This is a genomic window from Methylomonas koyamae, from assembly GCF_019669905.1.
GTDB classification, from domain to species: Bacteria; Pseudomonadota; Gammaproteobacteria; order Methylococcales; family Methylomonadaceae; genus Methylomonas; species Methylomonas koyamae.
This window is the reverse complement of record NZ_AP019777.1, coordinates 1,286,609-1,303,907: the sequence shown is the minus strand read 5'-3', so window position 1 is coordinate 1,303,907 and position 17,299 is coordinate 1,286,609. Positions and strand designations below refer to the sequence as shown.

The 17,299-nt window shown below is 60.1% G+C and carries 12 protein-coding genes; 3 read left to right on the top strand and 9 right to left on the bottom strand.

Annotation, left to right across the window (positions count from 1 at the left end; all coding sequences use genetic code 11):
• Positions 1–305: 305 nt before the first annotated feature.
• The 3 genes from MKFW12EY_RS06335 to MKFW12EY_RS06325 all read right to left on the bottom strand — a co-directional run bounded on the left by MKFW12EY_RS06335 (position 306) and on the right by MKFW12EY_RS06325 (position 4,523).
• Positions 306–3,638 carry an NAD-glutamate dehydrogenase domain-containing protein gene (locus MKFW12EY_RS06335; RefSeq protein WP_221054202.1) on the bottom strand — a complete coding sequence of 1,111 codons (3,333 nt, stop codon included), beginning with the start codon at positions 3,636–3,638 and terminating at the stop codon, positions 306–308.
• A 111-nt stretch (positions 3,639–3,749) separates the two neighbouring features.
• On the bottom strand, positions 3,750–4,175 hold the full coding sequence (locus MKFW12EY_RS06330; protein WP_054763502.1) for an ATP-binding protein: 426 nt from the start codon (positions 4,173–4,175) through the stop codon (positions 3,750–3,752).
• Positions 4,176–4,190: 15 nt separating this feature from the next.
• Positions 4,191–4,523, bottom strand: a complete 333-nt coding sequence (locus tag MKFW12EY_RS06325) for an STAS domain-containing protein (protein ID WP_054763501.1) — start codon at positions 4,521–4,523, stop codon at positions 4,191–4,193.
• A 197-nt stretch (positions 4,524–4,720) separates the two neighbouring features.
• On the opposite strand from MKFW12EY_RS06325, the gene MKFW12EY_RS06320 reads away from it, so the two are divergent.
• The 3 genes from MKFW12EY_RS06320 to MKFW12EY_RS06310 are packed head-to-tail and all read left to right on the top strand — an operon-like array spanning position 4,721 to position 8,854.
• A complete protein-coding gene (locus MKFW12EY_RS06320) occupies positions 4,721–6,361 on the top strand; it encodes an alpha-keto acid decarboxylase family protein (protein ID WP_221054201.1) in 1,641 nt (546 codons plus the stop codon).
• Between the two features lie 23 nt (positions 6,362–6,384).
• Entirely contained in the window at positions 6,385–8,631 is a 2,247-nt protein-coding gene (locus MKFW12EY_RS06315) for a PAS domain S-box protein (protein ID WP_221054200.1), read from the top strand.
• 52 nt (positions 8,632–8,683) lie between these two features.
• Positions 8,684–8,854, top strand: a complete 171-nt coding sequence (locus MKFW12EY_RS06310) for a hypothetical protein (protein ID WP_172680348.1) — start codon at positions 8,684–8,686, stop codon at positions 8,852–8,854.
• Positions 8,855–8,878: 24 nt separating this feature from the next.
• Here MKFW12EY_RS06310 and MKFW12EY_RS06305 read toward each other — a convergent pair whose 3' ends face one another.
• The 6 genes from MKFW12EY_RS06305 to MKFW12EY_RS06280 form a co-directional block, all read right to left on the bottom strand.
• Positions 8,879–9,229, bottom strand: coding sequence for a DUF4186 domain-containing protein (locus MKFW12EY_RS06305; RefSeq protein WP_054763196.1), 351 nt, complete (start codon positions 9,227–9,229; stop codon positions 8,879–8,881).
• A 7-nt stretch (positions 9,230–9,236) separates the two neighbouring features.
• Positions 9,237–10,250: a dihydroorotate dehydrogenase-like protein gene (locus MKFW12EY_RS06300; protein ID WP_054763197.1), complete on the bottom strand. Its 1,014-nt coding sequence runs from the start codon at positions 10,248–10,250 to the stop codon at positions 9,237–9,239.
• Complete coding sequence (gene nifJ / locus MKFW12EY_RS06295; protein WP_221054199.1) at positions 10,243–13,875, bottom strand: pyruvate:ferredoxin (flavodoxin) oxidoreductase; 3,633 nt, start codon at positions 13,873–13,875, stop codon at positions 10,243–10,245. The genes MKFW12EY_RS06300 and nifJ overlap by 8 nt, the downstream gene beginning before the upstream one ends.
• A gap of 316 nt (positions 13,876–14,191) precedes the next feature.
• Positions 14,192–14,725: a hypothetical protein gene (locus MKFW12EY_RS06290; protein ID WP_096876776.1), complete on the bottom strand. Its 534-nt coding sequence runs from the start codon at positions 14,723–14,725 to the stop codon at positions 14,192–14,194.
• A gap of 71 nt (positions 14,726–14,796) precedes the next feature.
• Complete coding sequence (locus MKFW12EY_RS06285) at positions 14,797–15,273, bottom strand: SRPBCC family protein (RefSeq protein WP_054763198.1); 477 nt, start codon at positions 15,271–15,273, stop codon at positions 14,797–14,799.
• Between the two features lie 162 nt (positions 15,274–15,435).
• The gene (locus MKFW12EY_RS06280) at positions 15,436–17,136 is read right to left on the bottom strand and encodes a L,D-transpeptidase family protein (protein ID WP_054763199.1); all 1,701 of its coding nucleotides are present in this window, start codon (positions 17,134–17,136) and stop codon (positions 15,436–15,438) included.
• Between the last annotated feature and the right edge of the window lie 163 nt (positions 17,137–17,299).

Sequence of the window (17,299 nt, the reverse complement as noted above, 5' to 3'; positions counted from 1 at the left end):
GGTTGCTTGTCTTTTGATTGAAAAATCAATCTACTGAGGCAGAGCCGCTCAATTTCAAGGCTATTGTTTGAAAATGGCAACAGCCCCTAGACAAATCAGACAATTGACTGGACACAGATGGTTTTCGCCATTGTTTTGCGTGCATTCTGTGGCTCTAAATCGCCGGTAACGAGCATTCCTCCCAACCAAGTTTTGCCTAAAACCGTCCGGATTAAAAAACAGGAACCGATCTACATTCCAACCCTAGAATGCAAAAACCGCAAAAAATCGGACTCTCGGCAGCCGACGGCGGTCAACGGACGTTTTCAGCCCGAATTGGCTTGCGCCGGTAGCACCGCGCCCAACGCCCGCACCAGCACGACATAACTGAGCAGATTCAACGACATCAACTTGCGGCTTTCCGCATGAATTTTGCGGTAGCGGTTCAAGCCGGGCCGCAATTGCTTCAGTTCCACATACTCGGCGCAGGAACTACAACCGTGCGCCAGCATTTGCTTGACCCATGCACCGGCGCAGCGGCGCAAATCCGCCTGCAGCGCGGCACACACGCTTCTGACCCAGTAGTCGCGTTGCGGGATCTGCGCCAATTGCTGCGCCAACGGGCGGATGGCCAAGGTTTGATCGACCGATTGCAGCAAGCGGTCGACGCTGGCGAAATCGCGTCCGCTCTCTTCGACCAATCCCGCCAGCCACAAAAAATTCGGCAGGTTTTCGACAAAGCCGATCTCCGCCGCCAAATCGGCCGGCATGCCGGCTTGCTCATATTTGGCCGCCTGCGGAATCTCGCCGTCGGCAAACTGGTAGCGCCGGTATTCGGCCAATAGCCCGCGGAAAAGGCTTACCGTGTCGGCGTCGGCCGCGACGGCGGGCTGCCGGGCTGCCGCCCACAGGCAAAATCCGGACAACGCCTGCTCCAAATGCAGCAAGCATTGGTAACGGAGTTCGGCAGCCAGCTCGGGCCCCACCGCCGCCAGCCTTGCCCGCAACGCTTCGGCGGCCAAAGCCTGGTCGAACGCCAGGTAAGCGTCGACGACACCGAGAATGCCGCCGTTTTCGCCGTCGTCCAAGGCCAGAAAACCGCTGCCGGCCTGGTTGACGATCCGATTGGCAATCACGGTAGCTTTGATCTCGGCGGCCAACGGGTGTGCGGCCAGATGCGCGCCGAACCGCTCGCGCAGCGGCGCCGGAAAATAGGCCGCCAAATACGGCTGGTAGCGAGCTACATCGAGATGCTCGGGCCGCTTTTGCAACTGCCGCACCAGAAACATTTTCGCCGCCGCCATCAGCACCGCCAGCTCCGGACGGGTCAAAGCTTGGCCGGGCCGGGCCATCACGTCTTTCGCCTCCGGAAACGATTCGACGCTCCGATCCAGGAAACCGGCAGCCTCCAGCCGTTCCGCCACCTGCATGAACAGGGCCGGATCGGCCTGGCAGCGGATTTGATCCAGCGACAAGCACAGGCTTTGCTCGATGTTGTCTTGCAAGACATCGGCGCAGACCGCCTCGGTCAAGCTTTCGAATAAGGTTTGGCAGTCGTCGACCAGGTTTTGCTTGTGCAGACCGGCCAGCAAGATTTTCAAATTGACTTCATGGTCCGAGGTGTCGACGCCGGCGGAATTATCCACCGCGTCGGTGTTGATTCGGCCGCCGCGCAAGGCGTACTCGATTCTGGCGGCCTGGGTAAAACCCAGGTTGGCGCCCTCGCCGACCACCAGCGCCCGCAATTCGCCGGCATCGACCCGCACGTTGTCGTTGCCGCGGTCGCCGACATCGGCATGGCGTTCGGCAGCGGCCTTGACGTAGGTACCGATGCCGCCCAGCCACAACAACTCCACCGGCGCCTTCAGCAGATACTGGATCAGCGCTTCGCCGTCTATGCTGCGGTAGCGGATACCCAGCCAGCTCTTCAGCTCCGGCGACACCGGAATGTCCTTATCGCTGCGGCTATAGACGCCGCCCCCGGCCGAGATCAAATTCCGGTCGTAATCCTGCCAACTGGAACCGGGCAGCTCGAACAAGCGCTTACGCTCGTTGAACGCGGTTTCGTCGGCCGGCGGATTCGGGTCGATGAAGATGTGCTGGCCGCTGAACGCCGCCAGCAAGCGGATGCCGGGCGACAGCAACATGCCGTTGCCGAACACGTCGCCGTCCATGCTGCCGATGCCGACCACACTGAAAGCTTCGGTTTGAATGTCCTTGCCCATTTCCCGGAAATGGCGTTTGACGCATTCCCAGGCGCCGCGCGCGGTAATCCCCAGCGCCTTGTGGTCGTAACCGTGCGAGCCGCCGCTGGCAAAGGCGTCGCCGAGCCAGAACCGGTATTCGGCGGCGACGGCATTGGCGATATCGGAGAATTTAGCCGTGCCTTTATCGGCCGCCACCACCAGATACGGGTCGGGGTCGTCGTGCACCACCAACTGCGGCGGACTGGCGACGACGCCGTCCTGCAGGTTGTCGGTCAAATCCAGCAAGCCGCGGATCAGGCGGCGATAGGCCTGCTGCCCGGCCAGCTTGGCATCCTGGCCCGCCGCGCCGGGCTTGACGACGAAACCGCCCTTGGCGCCGGTTGGGATAATCAACGCGTTCTTGCTGATTTGGGTCTGCATCAGATCCAGGATTTCGGTGCGGAAATCGTCGATCCGGTCCGACCAGCGAATGCCGCCGCGCGATACCCGGCCGCCGCGCAGATGGATGCCTTCCATATCGGCGGCGTGCACGTAAATCTCGTATTGCGGTCGCGGCGCCGGCATATCGATCACGCCCAGACTGTTGAGCTTGATCGCTATGAAGTGCTCCGCGGCCTCGCGCCGCAAGTGGAAATTGCTGCGCACCGTGGCGTCGATCAGATTGAACAGGCCGCGCAAGATCCGGTCGTGCTGAATATTCGCCACCGCCGCCATGGTTTGCAGCAGTTGCATGCGCAACGGAAACAACACCTGTTCGTCTCTGACCGCATAATCCTGCCATTCCGGATTGGGGCGAAACCGGGCTTCGAAATAGTCGAACAAGCCTTGCGCGGCCGCGGGATTGGCCGCCAAGGCCTGGTGGATGGTGGCTTTGCTGGCCCAGTTATGCAGTTGCAGGAAATAGTTGCGGTAGGTACGCAACAGGTCGCAGTCGCGCCAATCCATGCCGGTTAAGGTCACCAACCGGTTCAAGCCGTCGTTCTCGACCCAGCCCGCCATCACCGCTTGTATCGTCGCCAGCAACTGCGGTTTGACCCGCTCCAGCGGCGCGCAATCGTTGGAGGCCGGCTTGACGCTGAAACTTTTCAAATAAACCGTTTGCCGCTCCAGGCGCAATACGAACTGGACCTGGTCCAACACCCGCAAATTCAGGTTCTCCAGCACCGGTATGAACTCGTCCAGATAGCGTTGCCGGGTGCCGTAAAAATGCAGGCGGTAGGCGTCGGCGGCGTTGGCCGGTTCCAGCAATTCGGCGGCTTGCGCCGCCGGCCCGGACAAGCGTTCCAGATTCAGCAGATCCCGGACGGCTTGCTGCGGCGCGATCAGCGCCTGGTAATCGAACGGAAAGGCGGCGGCATAGTTGCGCCACAGCGCCGCCGCGTGCTCGCCACCGAGCGCCTGTTGCAATGCGCCGAAAAGCTCTTCGTTCCAGGACCGGTCCTGATTCTGCATGGTCGATGTCCTACGGTTGGCGGCGGCTGCCGGTTAGAGAGGGGAGTTAGGCCGGACGCCGCGCAGGCCAACGCGGTTCGGCTCGATGATCCAGGATGCCACGGCACCGGATCATTTCAAATATTTGACCAGTTCCAGCACGTTGTAGTCGGCTTGGCGGGTGTAACTGACCTTATCCATCACCGACCGGATCAGAAACAAGCCCATGCCGCTTTCCGGTGCGGCGGCGAAATCGGGGCTGGGCACCGTATCCAAATCGAAGCCCTGGCCGTGGTCGTAAACCTTCAGCGTCAGCGTATCGTCCAGCAGTTGGATCGTGACCCGCACTTTATCTTTGCTGGCGGCGTCGTGAGCGTGCTTGATCACGTTCGCCGCCGCTTCGGTCAATACCAGGTTCAATTGGTAGGCCAACGCTTCCCGGTCGCCGGCAAAGCCGTCCAACTCCTTGACGACGCGCTCGCCGATGCTCCCGATCAGATCAAGATACTTGGTGTGAGTCGGGATGACGACATCGATTTGGATGGAGGTGGGACACATAGGCAACCTCGTCGGCTAATTCGGGGCCACGTCCTTGGCATCGGCGTAAATTTCGAACACGCGGTTCAGCCGGGTAATTTCGAACATCGACAACACCTGCGGCTGCACGTTGCTCAGCGCGAACTGCCCGGCATCGGCCGCGGTTCTTTTGTAGGCCGACAATAGCGCGCCCAGCCCCGAGCTGTCGATGAAACGGACTTCGGCCAGTTGCACCAAAATTCGGTTTTCGCCGCTCTCGATCAATTGCGCCAAATAGTCCTTCAATTCCGCCGAATTATGGGCATCGACCCGCGGCTCGCGGATGGTTACCACGTTAAGGCCATGCTGTTTTTCGAGTTCTAATTTCATAAATAACGCTGGGGATTTACGTTTTCGCGCGCCGGTTCGGCCGCAGTCTAGCAGCAATTGACGGCTACCGAATATCGGGCCGAGATTGCCGCTGCGGAAACTTCGATATTTAATCTAGTCTTACGTTCAAACTTTACCCGGATATTTCGGCGCCGGCGCCGGAAACACTTTCAGCCAAACCATTACCGGAGGCCACCATGCCCAGCCAATCCGCCGAAAGTATCGGCCAATACCTGCTCGAGCGGCTGTACGCCCTGGGCGTCAAAGACATTTTCGGCGTGCCGGGCGATTACATCCTCGGCTTTTACGACCAAATGGTACACAGCCCGATCCGCCACATCGGCACCACCCGCGAGGACACCGCGGCCTTTGCCGCCGACGGTTACGCCCGCTGCTCCGGGTTGGGCGCGGTCGCGGTGACATACGGCGTCGGCGCGCTGAATACGGTCAACGCCGTTGCCGGCGCCCATGCCGAGTCGTCGCCGGTGGTCGTAATCAGCGGTGCGCCGGGGGTGGAAGAACAACGCAACGACCCGTTGCTGCACCACCGCTTCGGGCCGTTCACCTTTCAGCGCGAAATCTTCGAACGCATCACCTGCGCCAGCGTGGTGCTGAACGACCCGGTGATCGCCTGCCGCCAGATCGACCAGGCGCTGGCCGCCGCCCGCCACTATTCCAAACCGGTCTACATCGAAATTCCGCGGGACCGGGTCAGAGTGGCCGGCTACCCGATTCCGGAGCCGGAGCAGGAAGCCTTCGGCAGCGACGAAACCGCATTGGCCGAAGCGGTGGCGGAAACGATGGAGTTGGGAGAGAAATCCCGTTCGCCCATCATCGTCGCCGGGGTGGAAATCCACCGCCGCGGCTTGCAAGGCGTGCTGGTCGATTTGGTGAACCGCTCCGGCCTGCCGGTTGCGGCAACGCTGACCGGCAAATCGGTAATCGCCGAACGGCATCCGGCCTATCTCGGCATCTACGAAGGCGCCATGAGCGCCGAATACACCCGTTATCTGGTCGAACAAGCCGATTTGTTGCTGATGCTGGGCGTGACGTTGAACGACGTCGATACCGGCATTTATACGGCCAAGCTCGACCCGCAGCATATGGTCAGAGCGGCGCAGGACGAAGTCGTGATCAGCTCGCACCGTTACCCGCGGGTATTGCTGAAGGATTTCCTGCACGCGTTGGCCAAATCGGTACCGGTGCGGCCGGAAAAATTCGTTGCCGCAGCGGCGGCGGTGACCGCGCCGGATTTTCCATTGCCGGATCGCACCATCACCACTTCCCGCCTGGTCGGCCGCTTGAACCAAGCCCTCGGCCCCGAATTCATCGTGGTCTGCGACGTCGGCGACTGCCTGTTTGCGACGATAGACCTGCAAGTGCACGAACAGTCGGAATTCCTGTCGTCCGCCTTTTACACCAGCATGGGCTTTGCCGTGCCGGCGGCGCTGGGCGCCCAAATCGCCCGCCGCGACCGCCGCGCCCTGGTTTTGGTCGGCGACGGCGCGTTTCAGATGACCGGCACCGAACTGGCTACTTTCGCCCGCCTGGGCCTGGACCCGATTGTGGTCGTCTTCAACAACCGCGGTTACAGTACCGAGCGCTTCATCTTGGAGGGCCCGTTCAACGACATCGGCGATTGGCGCTTCGACCGGCTCGGCGAGGTGTTCGGCCCGCTGCAAGGCTACGCCGCCAGCACCGAGGAAGCGTTCGAGGCGGCGCTGGTAGCGGCGCTGGACAACCGCAGCTCGCCCAGCATCATCAACGTCCGTCTCGATCCCGCCGACGCCTCGGCCGCGATGCAGCGGCTGGCGGCGCATTTGCATAGCCGGGTCTGAGGCCTGGCGCTACCGGACTAACCATGCGGCAACTGATCGATAGCCTGACCTTCAATCTGCTGCTTGTCGGCTACCCGACAGGCGACGGCGAACCGGCGAGCCCGACCATCGACAGCGCGAACCGGGCCGCCGCCGGGCTGCTCGGCTACGGCGCTCACGAACTGGCCGGTTTGCCGCTGGAGCGGATCCTGGCACCGTCCAGCCTGGCGCTGTGCCGGGCGGCGTTGGCGCGCGCTCGGCAACGCGATGCCGCCGAATGCTTCGAAGCGGAACTGGTGGCCAGAAACCATAGCTTTCAGGCCCTGGTCACGGCCAGTTCGCTACCGCCGCCCCGGCCGGGTGCCGGCAAAGCACTGTTGTTGATCCAAGCCATCGATCCGGCCAGCGACTTTTTGGTGATGCGCCGGGTCATCGAGCAGAGCGCCAGCGCAATGATGGTGACCGACGCTAGCGGCCGCATCGTCTACGTCAATCCCCGCTTCTCGGCGCTGAGCGGTTATGCCGAAGCCGAGTTGCTTGGCCAAAACCCCAATTTGCTGCAATCCGGCAAGATGTCGCAGCAGGATTATCAAGAGTTGTGGCGGCAGTTGGCGGTAAGCGGCGAATGGCAGGGCGAAATTTGCAACCGCCACAAAAACGGCCGGGAATACTGGGTCGCGGAAAGCATCAGCGCGATCAAGGACAGCCAGGGCAACACCACCCACTATTTGGCGGTCGCCGAGGACATTACCGGCCGCAGAGCCGTGGAATCGGCCCTGGCCGAAAGCGAACAGCGCTTCCGGCAAATGGCCGATTTGTCCGGCGAATGGCTGTGGGAACAGGACCCCAAGGGTTACTACCTGTACAGCAGCATCGCGGTCGAACAAATCCTGGGGCTGACGCCGGCGCAAATCATCGGCAAACATTACACCGAACTGCTGACCGCGCAAGACCAGCAAGCCCATGTCGGCATGTCCTCCAGCCAGCAGTCGTTTCATGCCCTGGTCAACCATTACCGGCATAGTGACGGCCATCCGGTCATCACCGAATCGACCGGATTGCCGTTGCTCGATGCCGCCGGCAATCTGGTGAAATGGCGCGGAGTGGATAGGGACATTACCGCCAGGATGCAGTTTCAGAATGCCCTGATCGAATCGGAAAAACGCACCCGGCTGATCATCGAAAGCTCGATCAACGCCATCATCATCATGGATGCCCACGGTATCGTCACCGATTGGAACCGGCGCGCCGAACAGATGTTCGGTTGGCCGGTGGATGCGGCAATCGGCGCTCGCCTGGAAGATTTGATCATCCCGCCGCGGTTTCGCACCGCGCACCGCAGTGGTATGCGCCGGTTTCTGGCAAGCGGCAGCGGCCCGATTCTAAACCGCCAGACCGAACAGGTCGCGCTCAGGCGCGACGGCAGCGAGTTTCCGGTCGAACTCAGCGTGGCGCCGTTGAAACTGGGCGACAGCTACATTTTCAGCGCTTTCATCCACGACATCTCCGGCCGTAAAGCGGCGGAACGGCAAATTCGCCAAGCCCAGGTGGAATTGGCGGTGGCGCAGAACGAGCTGAAAATCGCCCAGCAAATCCAGGCCGGCCTGTCGCCGGCCGCGCCGTTGAAAACCGGCGAATTCGAGATCACCGGGGTTTGCCTGCCGGCGGATAAGGTCGGCGGCGACTATTTCGATTATTTTTACCGCGACGGCGGCCGGCTCGACATCGTCATCGCCGACGTTTCCGGCCATTCCATCGGTCCGGCCTTGTTCATGGTCGAAACCCGTAGCGCGATCCGGATGAAAAGCAGTAGCGAAGCGGCGCCGGAAGCGGTGCTGTCGGCCCTGAACCGGTTTTTATTCAACGACTTGAATCGGGCCGATTACTTTCTGACTTTGTTTTACTTGCAAGTCGACCCGGAACGCCGGCAACTGCACTTCGCCAATGCCGGCCACCCGCCGCCGTTGCTGTTCAACCGCCATAGCCGGCAGTTCGCCGAATTGGATGCCGACGGCCTGATCGTCGGTTTGCGCCAAGACGTTCGCTTCGAACGCAAAACCGTCGAATTGGCCGCGGGCGATTTGATTGTGCTTTATACCGACGGCCTGGTCGAAGCCGAGCATGGCGAGCACGGCTTTTTCGGTCTGGAACGGGTTAAATCCGAAATTGCCGCCAACGCCGACTTGCCGCCGCAAGGGATAATCGACGCCTTACTCGACTCCTTGCGCAGATTCTGCGGTACCGAAAAATTCGCGGACGATATCACCGTATTGGTATTTAAATGGCGTTAACCGCCCGGCTTAGCGGAGAACAAATCCGAAAGCCGTTTCGTAGGAGATCATCATGAATACAGCCCCCTTCTTTCCGAAATTGCTGGTTTGCTGCGTGGTATTGCTGGTTTTGATCGTGTTGCACATCATCCCGCTGCCGATACTGGAACTGACGATTTTGTACGTCATGCTGTTTCGGCCGGCGTGGTTTAAAGATCTGGTCGACCAACTTTACAGCCGCTAGCCGAATGCTCGAGAGTTGGCTTCTTTATAACAGCGCGAGCAACCAGCGCTCCAACACGGAACGGATGTAGTTACGTTCATCGAGATTCAGCTCCCTGCCCTGCGGAATCCGGTGCCATTTTTCCAGGCAGCCGCGGCAGCAGCAGGCCGTCGCATGTTGAGCGACAAACACTGGATGGCCGCGGTAAGGGGTTTGTTGGCCGTCGTTCAACGGTTGGGCGGGGGCCAGGCGCTTGCCGATGAAATCGTCGGCGTGACTGAGGATGGTTTCTATGCCCTTGGTGTGCAGGTACTGCAAGTCTTTGGCATTCAAGTTAAACCGGCTGCGAAACCGGGATTTGGCCAAGCCGGCGAACAGTTCGTCCAAATCCCGCATCGCCGGGTTAACGCAACACGCCCGGCGCCGGGGTATAACTGTCCAGTACGTGGATGTAATTGGCCCGTTCGTAAGCGCTGGGGTCGATGGCGTGCTGGCGGCTGACGCTGCCTTTCATTTGGACGACCGACTCGTATTCGTGTTCGATCAACCAATGCGCCAGCTCGTTACGAATCTCGTCCAGTTTACCGACGCCCTGCGCCAGCAACACGCTGCACAGATGCACAACGTCGGCGCCGGCCAGCAAGGCCTTGATCACGTCTTCGGCCTGATGGAAGCCGCCGGTCACCGCCAGCGACAATGGCACCCGGCCATACATCAATGCAGTCCAGCGCACCCGCAACAAGGCTTCGGCCGGGGTCGACAATTGCAGCTTCGGCACCACTTCCAACGTTTCCAGATCGATATCCGGCTGGTAAAAGCGGTTGAACAAGGCCACGCCGTCGGCGCCGGCCTGTTGCAGGCGTTGCACGAAATGCAGCGGCGAGCTGAATTGCGGCGACAGTTTCAGGGCCAGCGGGATACCGATTTGGCGCTTCAATTCGCGAACGATGTCCAGATAGCGGTTTTCGACCGTCTCGCTGCTTTCGGCAATGTCGGCCGCCAGATGGTAGATATTCAGTTCCAAGGCATCGGCGCCGGCGTCCTGCAAGGCTTTGCCGTATTCGATCCAGCCGCCGACCGAGGTGCCGTTCAGGCTGGCGATCACCGGAATTTGCAACGCGCTTTTCAGGCGTTGCAGGTGTTCCAGGTACTGTTCCTGGTAGGTCAAAATTTGCGGCGGCAACGGATGAAACGAGTCGGCCTCGCCGTAACCTATGCCCTGGCCGAACAGAAAACGTTCCATCTGCTGTTGCTCGGCTTCGATTTTTTCCTCGAACAATGATGACAACACGATGGCTGCCGCGCCGGCATCTTCCAGACGGCGGGCGCTGTCCAAGTCCTTGCTCAACGGCGAAGCCGACGGTACCAAGGGATGCGCCAGTTTCAGGCCCAAATATTCGGTGGCTAAATCAACCATTGCTTTGCTCCTGGGCCAGATCGGCTTTGACTTGGGCTTTGGCGGCGGCCACGCTGGTCGCGTCGCTCCAGTCCAAAGCCGCCAATTGTTGGTAATAACGGTAGCGGTTTTTGACGTCGTGCTGGGCTTGTTTCAAGAAAGCCTCGGCATGGTCCGGATGGCTCTGCCATAACATGCTGAAGCGGGTTTCGGTCATGACAAAGTCGCGGTAAGGAATCGACGGTTCGGCCGAATCCAGTTGCATCGGGTTCTTGCCCTGCTGAATCTTGGCCGGGTTGAACCTAAACAACGGCCAATGCCCGCTTTTCACGGCCAGGTTTTGCTGGCGGTGGTTGTTGGATAAATCCACGCCATGGGCGATGCACGGCGAGTAGGCGATGATGATGGACGGGCCGTTGTGGGCTTCCGCCTCCAAAAACGCGCTGAGAGTCTGGGTATCCTTGCCGGCATAGGCGACGTGGGCGACGTAGACGTTGCCGTAGTCCATCGCCAGCAAGGCCAGATCTTTCTTGGCGGTCGGCTTGCCGCCGGCCGAGAATTTGGCCACCGCCCCCATCGGCGTCGACTTGGAGGTCTGGCCGCCGGTGTTGGAATACACCTCGGTGTCCAACACCAGGATATTGACGTTGCGGCCGCTGGCCAGCACGTGGTCGAGACCACCGTAACCGATGTCGTAAGCCCAGCCGTCGCCGCCGATGATCCAGACGCTTTTCTTGCACAGATAGTCGGCCAGAGGCAACAGCATTTGCGCCTCCGGCTGGCTTAACGACAGCAGTTGTCGTTTGAGCGCGGCAACGCGTTGGCGCTGTTCGTAAATACCGGCTTCGTCGGCTTGGTCGGCGTGCAGAATCGCATCGACCAACTCGCCGCCCAAGGTTTCCCGCAGCGACACCAACAGTTCGGCGGCGTGCTCGGCCTGCTTGTCAATCGCCACCCGCATCCCTAAGCCGAATTCGGCGTTGTCCTCGAACAGCGAATTGCTCCAGGCCGGCCCCCTGCCCTCGGCATTTTTGGTCCACGGTGTGGTCGGCAGGTTGCCGCCGTATATCGACGAGCAGCCGGTGGCATTGGCCACCACCATCCGGTCGCCGAACAATTGCGACACCAGTTTGACGTAAGGCGTTTCGCCGCAGCCGACGCAGGCGCCGGAGAATTCGAACAAGGGTTGCAACACCATCGAGCCTTTGATGGTATTGGTTTTCAATAGTCGGCGGTCGTATTCCGGCAAAGACAGAAAATATTCCCAGTTCTTGCTTTCCGGCTCGCGCAGCGGCGCTTGCGGCGCCATGTTCAAGGCCTTGCGGCTGGCGTTGGTTTTATCGCGAATCGGGCAAATGTCCGCGCACAAACCGCAACCGGTGCAGTCTTCCGGCGCCACCTGGTAACTGATCGACAAGCCGGCCGGGAAATCCTTGCCCAGCATTGAGGCATGTTTGAACGTGGCTGGCGCGTCGCTCAAGGCTTCGTTGGGCACGATTTTGCTGCGGATCGCCGCGTGCGGGCACACCATCGGACATTTGCCGCACTGGGTGCACAGATCGGTTTCCCAGACCGGAATTTCCAACGCCAGATTGCGTTTTTCGTAAGCCGCGCTGCCGGTCGGAAAGGTGCCGTCGGCCGGCATGGCGCTGACCGGCAGCGCGTCGCCGCGGCCGGCGATGATTTCGGCGGTGACGCGTTTGATAAAGTCCGGCGCGCTATCGCCGATCCGCGACACGATGTCGAAGGCACTCGTAGCTTGTTTCGGCAACGCCACTTGCTGTAGCCCGGCCAACGTCTCGTCGATGGCTTTGAAATTCAAATCGACGATGCGCTGGCCTTTTTTGCCGTAGGTTTTTTGCACGGCGTGTTTGATCGCGTCGATGGCCTGTGCCTGCGGCAATACGCCGGAAATCGCGAAAAAACAGGTCTGCATGATGGTATTGATGCGCTTGCCCATGCCGGACTTCTCGGCCACCGCATTGCCGTCGATCAGGTAAAAACGGATGTTTTTATCCAGCATCTGCTGCTGCATCTTGCGCGGCAACGTTTCCCAAACGCGGTCGACCGGGGCCGGGCTATTCAATAAAAACACGGCATTGGCGGCCGCATTGGCCAGCATGTCGTAACGCTCCAGAAACACGGCCTGGTGGCAGCCGATGAATTGGGCGTCGTTTTCGCCGATCAAGTAGCTGGAACGGATCGGCTGCGGTCCGAAGCGCAGATGCGATACCGTCACCGCGCCGGACTTTTTCGAGTCGTAGACGAAATACCCCTGGGCGTACAAATCGGTTTCTTCGCCGATGATTTTGATGGTGTTCTTGTTGGCGCCGACCGTGCCGTCGCTGCCCAGGCCGTAAAACATGGCTTGAAAGGTTTGGTCGTGGGCGTCGGTGCGGTAAGCGGCGTCCCAGACCAGGCTGGTATGGCTGACGTCGTCGTGGATGCCGATCGTAAACTGGTTTTTGGGTTTGTCTTGTTTCAGCTCGTCGTAAACGGCCTTGACCATGCCCGGCGTGAATTCCTTGGACGACAAGCCGTAGCGGCCGCCGACCACGCGCGGCATCCGGCTGAATTTTTCGCCCTGGCTGAAGGCTTGCGCCACGGCAGCCAGCACGTCTTTATACAGCGGCTCGCCGTCGGCGCCGGGTTCCTTGGTGCGGTCCAATACCGCGATGTTACGGACGCCGGCCGGCAACGCGGCTATCAAATGCTCAGGCGAGAACGGCCGGAACAAGCGCACTTTCAGCAAGCCGACCGCTTCGCCCTGCCGGTTCAGATAATCCAGGGTTTCCTCGACCGCCTCGGCGCCGGAGCCCATCAACACGATCACCCGTTCGGCATCGGCGGCGCCGACATACTCGAACAAACGGTATTGGCGACCGGTCAGGCCGGCGAAACGGTCCATCGCTTGCTGGGCAATTTCCGGTAACGCGGCGTAGAACGAGTTGACCGACTCCCGCCCCTGAAAATACACGTCCGGGTTTTGCGCCGTGCCGCGCAGCACCGGCTTATCCGGCGTCAAGGCGCGGCCGCGGTGTTCAGCAACCCAGGCGTCGTCGACCATACCGCGTATCACGCTATCGTCGATTTCGACGATTTTGGCGACTTCGTGCGAGGTACGAAAACCGTCAAAAAAGTGCATGAACGGCACCCGGCTTTGCAAGGATACCGCGTGGCTAATCAAGGCCAGATCCTGCACTTCCTGCGGCGAATTGGAACACAGCATCGCAAAACCGGTCATCCGCGCCGCCATCACGTCGCTGTGGTCGCCGAAGATGGACAAGCCTTGGGCCGCCAACGAGCGGGCGGCAATGTGGAACACGGCCGGGCTGAGTTCGCCGGCGATTTTGTACATATTCGGCAGCATCAACAGCAGCCCTTGCGAGGCGGTGAACGTGGTCGCCAGCGTGCCGGCCTGCAACGCGCCGTGAATGGTGCCGGCGGCGCCGGCCTCGCTTTGCAGTTCGACCACTTGCGGCACGGTACCCCACAAGTTGGCTTGGCCGCGCGAGGCCCATTCGTCGGCCCATTCGCCCATCGGCGAAGACGGGGTAATCGGGTAGATGGCAATGACTTCGTTGAGTTTGTAGGCGATGCTGGCGGCGGCCTGGTTGCCGTCGATGGTCAGGGTTTGCTTGGGCATGGCGCGACCTTTTCAGTGTGTTACGAACGGCCGTTCGGGGCCAACCGACGGCTCTTGTGCTCTATAGGGAATAAGCATAGCCAAAAATCGGCTGGCTAAATTTTATCCAATTTAAAAACGTTACAAATGGGACGGGCTTTCGGGCAGTTTGCCCACGACTTGGCCACAACTTTATCCACAGTTTCTGTGCATAACTGTACTTTCGTCCGATAGGTATGCTACGGACATTCCGTGTCCGAATCCAACTAAAACGGACTCGCCGTTGGGCAAACCGAGCGCTAAGCCTTTGACTAAGCGGCAGTATCGCCAAACGGGCTTATTCGTCGCGGAGTAGGATAGGCATGATTTTTTGCTCGACGCTGATCACGGCTTTATTCAGTACGAAAAAATGTTTGTCTTCGACAAACTGCACGCCCAGCATGTAAAAAATCGGCCCCCAGAACGGGTTGATCATCAGCCCGCCCAGAATGCTTTTCCAAGTGCGTTTCAGGTTTTTCAGCGGATTGAAGGCGACGGCCAAGGTTTGCTGGGGGTGGTCTTCGAACACCTGGGCAATAGGCTTCAGCTTCGCCTGTTCCGAATATTCCAATACGGCCATGGAATACGCCAATTTACGCGCCATCTTGTAGAAATGCCAACGCGCCGCGCTGGCCGAAACGGCAAAGGTAATCGCCATCAACGGCAACAGAATACTGGGCGGCAGCAGCGGCGCGAAGGCCGGCGCCAATAGCACCAGACCGTAGCCCAACATGATGGTGTCTTCGCCGCGTTCCACGTCGCGGTCCAGATTCTGCACGATTGCCGCGACCCGGTCGCCGGATGGGTCCAAATAACCTGATTCTTCAGCCATATCAGCCTCCTGTAGGTTGAATTTGTAGTCGGGATTAAATGCTTGGCCGGGGTAAATGTCAATTAGGCGAATCAGCGCGGTTCGGCCGCGGCAACGCCCCAATGCCGCTGCAGATAATCGCGCCGGGTATCGAAAATTTGCCGCAATTTGCTGCCGATCAACAAACCGTGCATCAACCTGCCGAACCAGCCCCACGGCATCGCATAAAACACGATGTCTTCCACCTCGACCCCGCCGGCCGCTTCGTTGATTGCCACTTCGTGGCTCCAGAACGCGAACGGCCCCACCTTTTGCTGGTAAACGAAGCGGCGCGGTTTGTCGCAATGGCTGATTTCCGACAACCAAACCATCGGCCAACCGAACACCGCCCGCATCCGGTAACAAATCAGCAAGCCGCCGTAAATGTCGTCGGGCACCGGCGAAGCGATGTCGACATGAAAAAAATCCGGCGTGATGCGGTTCAAGTGGTGCGGGGACGAAAAAAACTGCCAGGCCTGGTCGGCGGATAGAGCCAAGGCTTGTTTGCGGTAAAGATAATAGACTTTCATGACGGTCCGAAGACAATGAGCGCTGCGCCCCGAACCCCTGAATTTACCGCAAATTTTTTGTTGTGGAAGTGCCAAGCGCGGCGAAGCGACGCCTGCGGCCACGCGGATATGCCGCAGCGGATTGCGGCGCGACGCGGCCGGCGCTATCGCCGCCCGGACGGCTTAACCGCCCGAGGTGGCGTTGAGCTTGCTGGTCAATTGCGCGCCATTTTCCGGCGCCAGCTTGTTCAGCGCATTGCGTAGCGCGGCGTCGTAACCGTAGATATCCGGATAAAAGCGCGGCTGGCCGTCGCGGTCGACGAATGCCGTGGCGTAGAAAAACAAAACCGGCACCGATTTTTTTAAGCTGACGCGCTGGGTTTTGGGGCCGGCCATCGCTTGCCTGATGCTGTCCAGGCTCCAGCCTTCCTGGCCGTCCAACACGAACTCGGCCAACTTTTCGGCTTCGGCGACGCGGACGCAGCCGTGGCTCAGGTCGCGCCGGTCGCGGTTGAAAGCGGCCTTGCCCGGCGTATCGTGCAAGTAAACGTCGGCCTTGTTCGGAAACACGAACTTCACCCGCCCCAATGGGTTTTTCGCGCCGGGACGCTGCCGGGCGCGGAGCCGGCCTTGGCGCAGATCGGCGACGATATCTTCGGCCTGTTCGTCGTCGCTGAAACGCTCGACCAACTCGATGTCCTGGTCGTCCAGAAAGGCTTCGTCGCCTTCCAGTTTCGGCAAAATTTCCTTGTCCATGATGCTTTTCGGAATATTCCAGTACGGCATGAACTCCAGATATTTCATGTCTTCGGCCAGCATCGGCGTCAAATTTTCCGGTGCTTTGCCGACGATGACCTTCATCCGCAGCGGTTGCTGGTCCTGGGCATCCTTGAACGCCCAAAGCTGGAACGCCGGGATATTGACCACGATATGCGGTCCGCCGGCGGACTCGGGCAGCCAGCGAATCCGTTCCATCGCCAATTCGATGGCGGCAATTTTTTCCGGCACCGATTGGTTCAACAGCGCCAGAGTTTGCCGGCCGATAACACCGTCCGCCTTCAAGCCTTGCTGGTCCTGAAGCTGCATGATTGCGGCCACCGTAGCAGGGTCGTATTCATCGCCAGTCTGGCCGGCATCGGCCGCAACCGGACTGTCCAATAGGCTCAGCTCGCGTAGCCGCCGGCGCAGTTCGGGCAACTGGGGGTCGCGGTCGCCGGGATGCAAGGATCTGGCGAAGGCCAAACCGGCTGCGGAATTCGGCGCTTGCCGGCGAAAGTCGGCCAAGGCCCGCTTCAGCAAGCGATATTGTTCGTTATCCGGCGCCAATTCGGCGGGCAGTTTCGCCAGACTTTGCATGTGCAAATGACGCTGCAACACCGCGGCCAAATCGGGTTGCGGCCGTAATGTGCCGAGTTGCGCCGGGTAATCCAGTTTCCGCGGATCGACCCGCCCGGAATGCAGGTCGCCGGCATAACGCAGCAACGCCACGGTCAACGCCACATCGTAACCGGCCACGGCATCTGCCGGAGCGGAGTTGGCCTGGCGGGCGTATTCGGCCAAGCGTTCCGCGTCGTAATGGCGCGGATCAAGCCCGTCGTCGGCGGCATTGCGCAACATGGCCAACGCCTGTTCCCGATTCTGCGCCGGATTGGCGGCGCCGAACCACAATGGCCGGTTACCGTTGGCGCCGTACAAGCGGGCCAATGCCGGGCGTTGCTCGGAAAAGTCAGCTCGGGCCAGCAACGGCAGGCGGCCGCTGTTCAGCAAGGTCTCGATCGCCTTGCCGGCGTCGGTTTCGTCCGCGCCGGCAACGGCCCAATGGCAAATTAGCAAAACCGCCAATAAACGCGGCATAAAACGGAACAAAGAAATCGGACAATACATGGCTGCTGTGCAATAGGTTAAGCGGGCCGGAGCCGAATTTCGGCTCTGCGCAAGCGTTATCGCCCGCTGAGGCATTTTCATAAATTTACATTTTCTCACACAAGTTTTGCAGCCGGCCAAACTCGGCACAACGGCGGCCGCGATGGGTTTGCCGCCGCCGAAA

What these genes read in the sequence shown, in the direction of transcription:
- MKFW12EY_RS06335 (WP_221054202.1), bottom strand. Translation starts at nt 3,638, where the DNA reads ATGCAGAATCAGGACCGGTCCTGGAACGAAGAGCTTTTCGGCGCATTG.
- MKFW12EY_RS06330 (WP_054763502.1), bottom strand. Translation starts at nt 4,175, where the DNA reads ATGTGTCCCACCTCCATCCAAATCGATGTCGTCATCCCGACTCACACC.
- MKFW12EY_RS06325 (WP_054763501.1), bottom strand. Translation starts at nt 4,523, where the DNA reads ATGAAATTAGAACTCGAAAAACAGCATGGCCTTAACGTGGTAACCATC.
- MKFW12EY_RS06320 (WP_221054201.1), top strand. Translation starts at nt 4,721, where the DNA reads ATGCCCAGCCAATCCGCCGAAAGTATCGGCCAATACCTGCTCGAGCGG.
- MKFW12EY_RS06315 (WP_221054200.1), top strand. Translation starts at nt 6,385, where the DNA reads ATGCGGCAACTGATCGATAGCCTGACCTTCAATCTGCTGCTTGTCGGC.
- MKFW12EY_RS06310 (WP_172680348.1), top strand. Translation starts at nt 8,684, where the DNA reads ATGAATACAGCCCCCTTCTTTCCGAAATTGCTGGTTTGCTGCGTGGTA.
- MKFW12EY_RS06305 (WP_054763196.1), bottom strand. Translation starts at nt 9,229, where the DNA reads ATGCGGGATTTGGACGAACTGTTCGCCGGCTTGGCCAAATCCCGGTTT.
- MKFW12EY_RS06300 (WP_054763197.1), bottom strand. Translation starts at nt 10,250, where the DNA reads ATGGTTGATTTAGCCACCGAATATTTGGGCCTGAAACTGGCGCATCCC.
- nifJ (WP_221054199.1), bottom strand. Translation starts at nt 13,875, where the DNA reads ATGCCCAAGCAAACCCTGACCATCGACGGCAACCAGGCCGCCGCCAGC.
- MKFW12EY_RS06290 (WP_096876776.1), bottom strand. Translation starts at nt 14,725, where the DNA reads ATGGCTGAAGAATCAGGTTATTTGGACCCATCCGGCGACCGGGTCGCG.
- MKFW12EY_RS06285 (WP_054763198.1), bottom strand. Translation starts at nt 15,273, where the DNA reads ATGAAAGTCTATTATCTTTACCGCAAACAAGCCTTGGCTCTATCCGCC.
- MKFW12EY_RS06280 (WP_054763199.1), bottom strand. Translation starts at nt 17,136, where the DNA reads ATGTATTGTCCGATTTCTTTGTTCCGTTTTATGCCGCGTTTATTGGCG.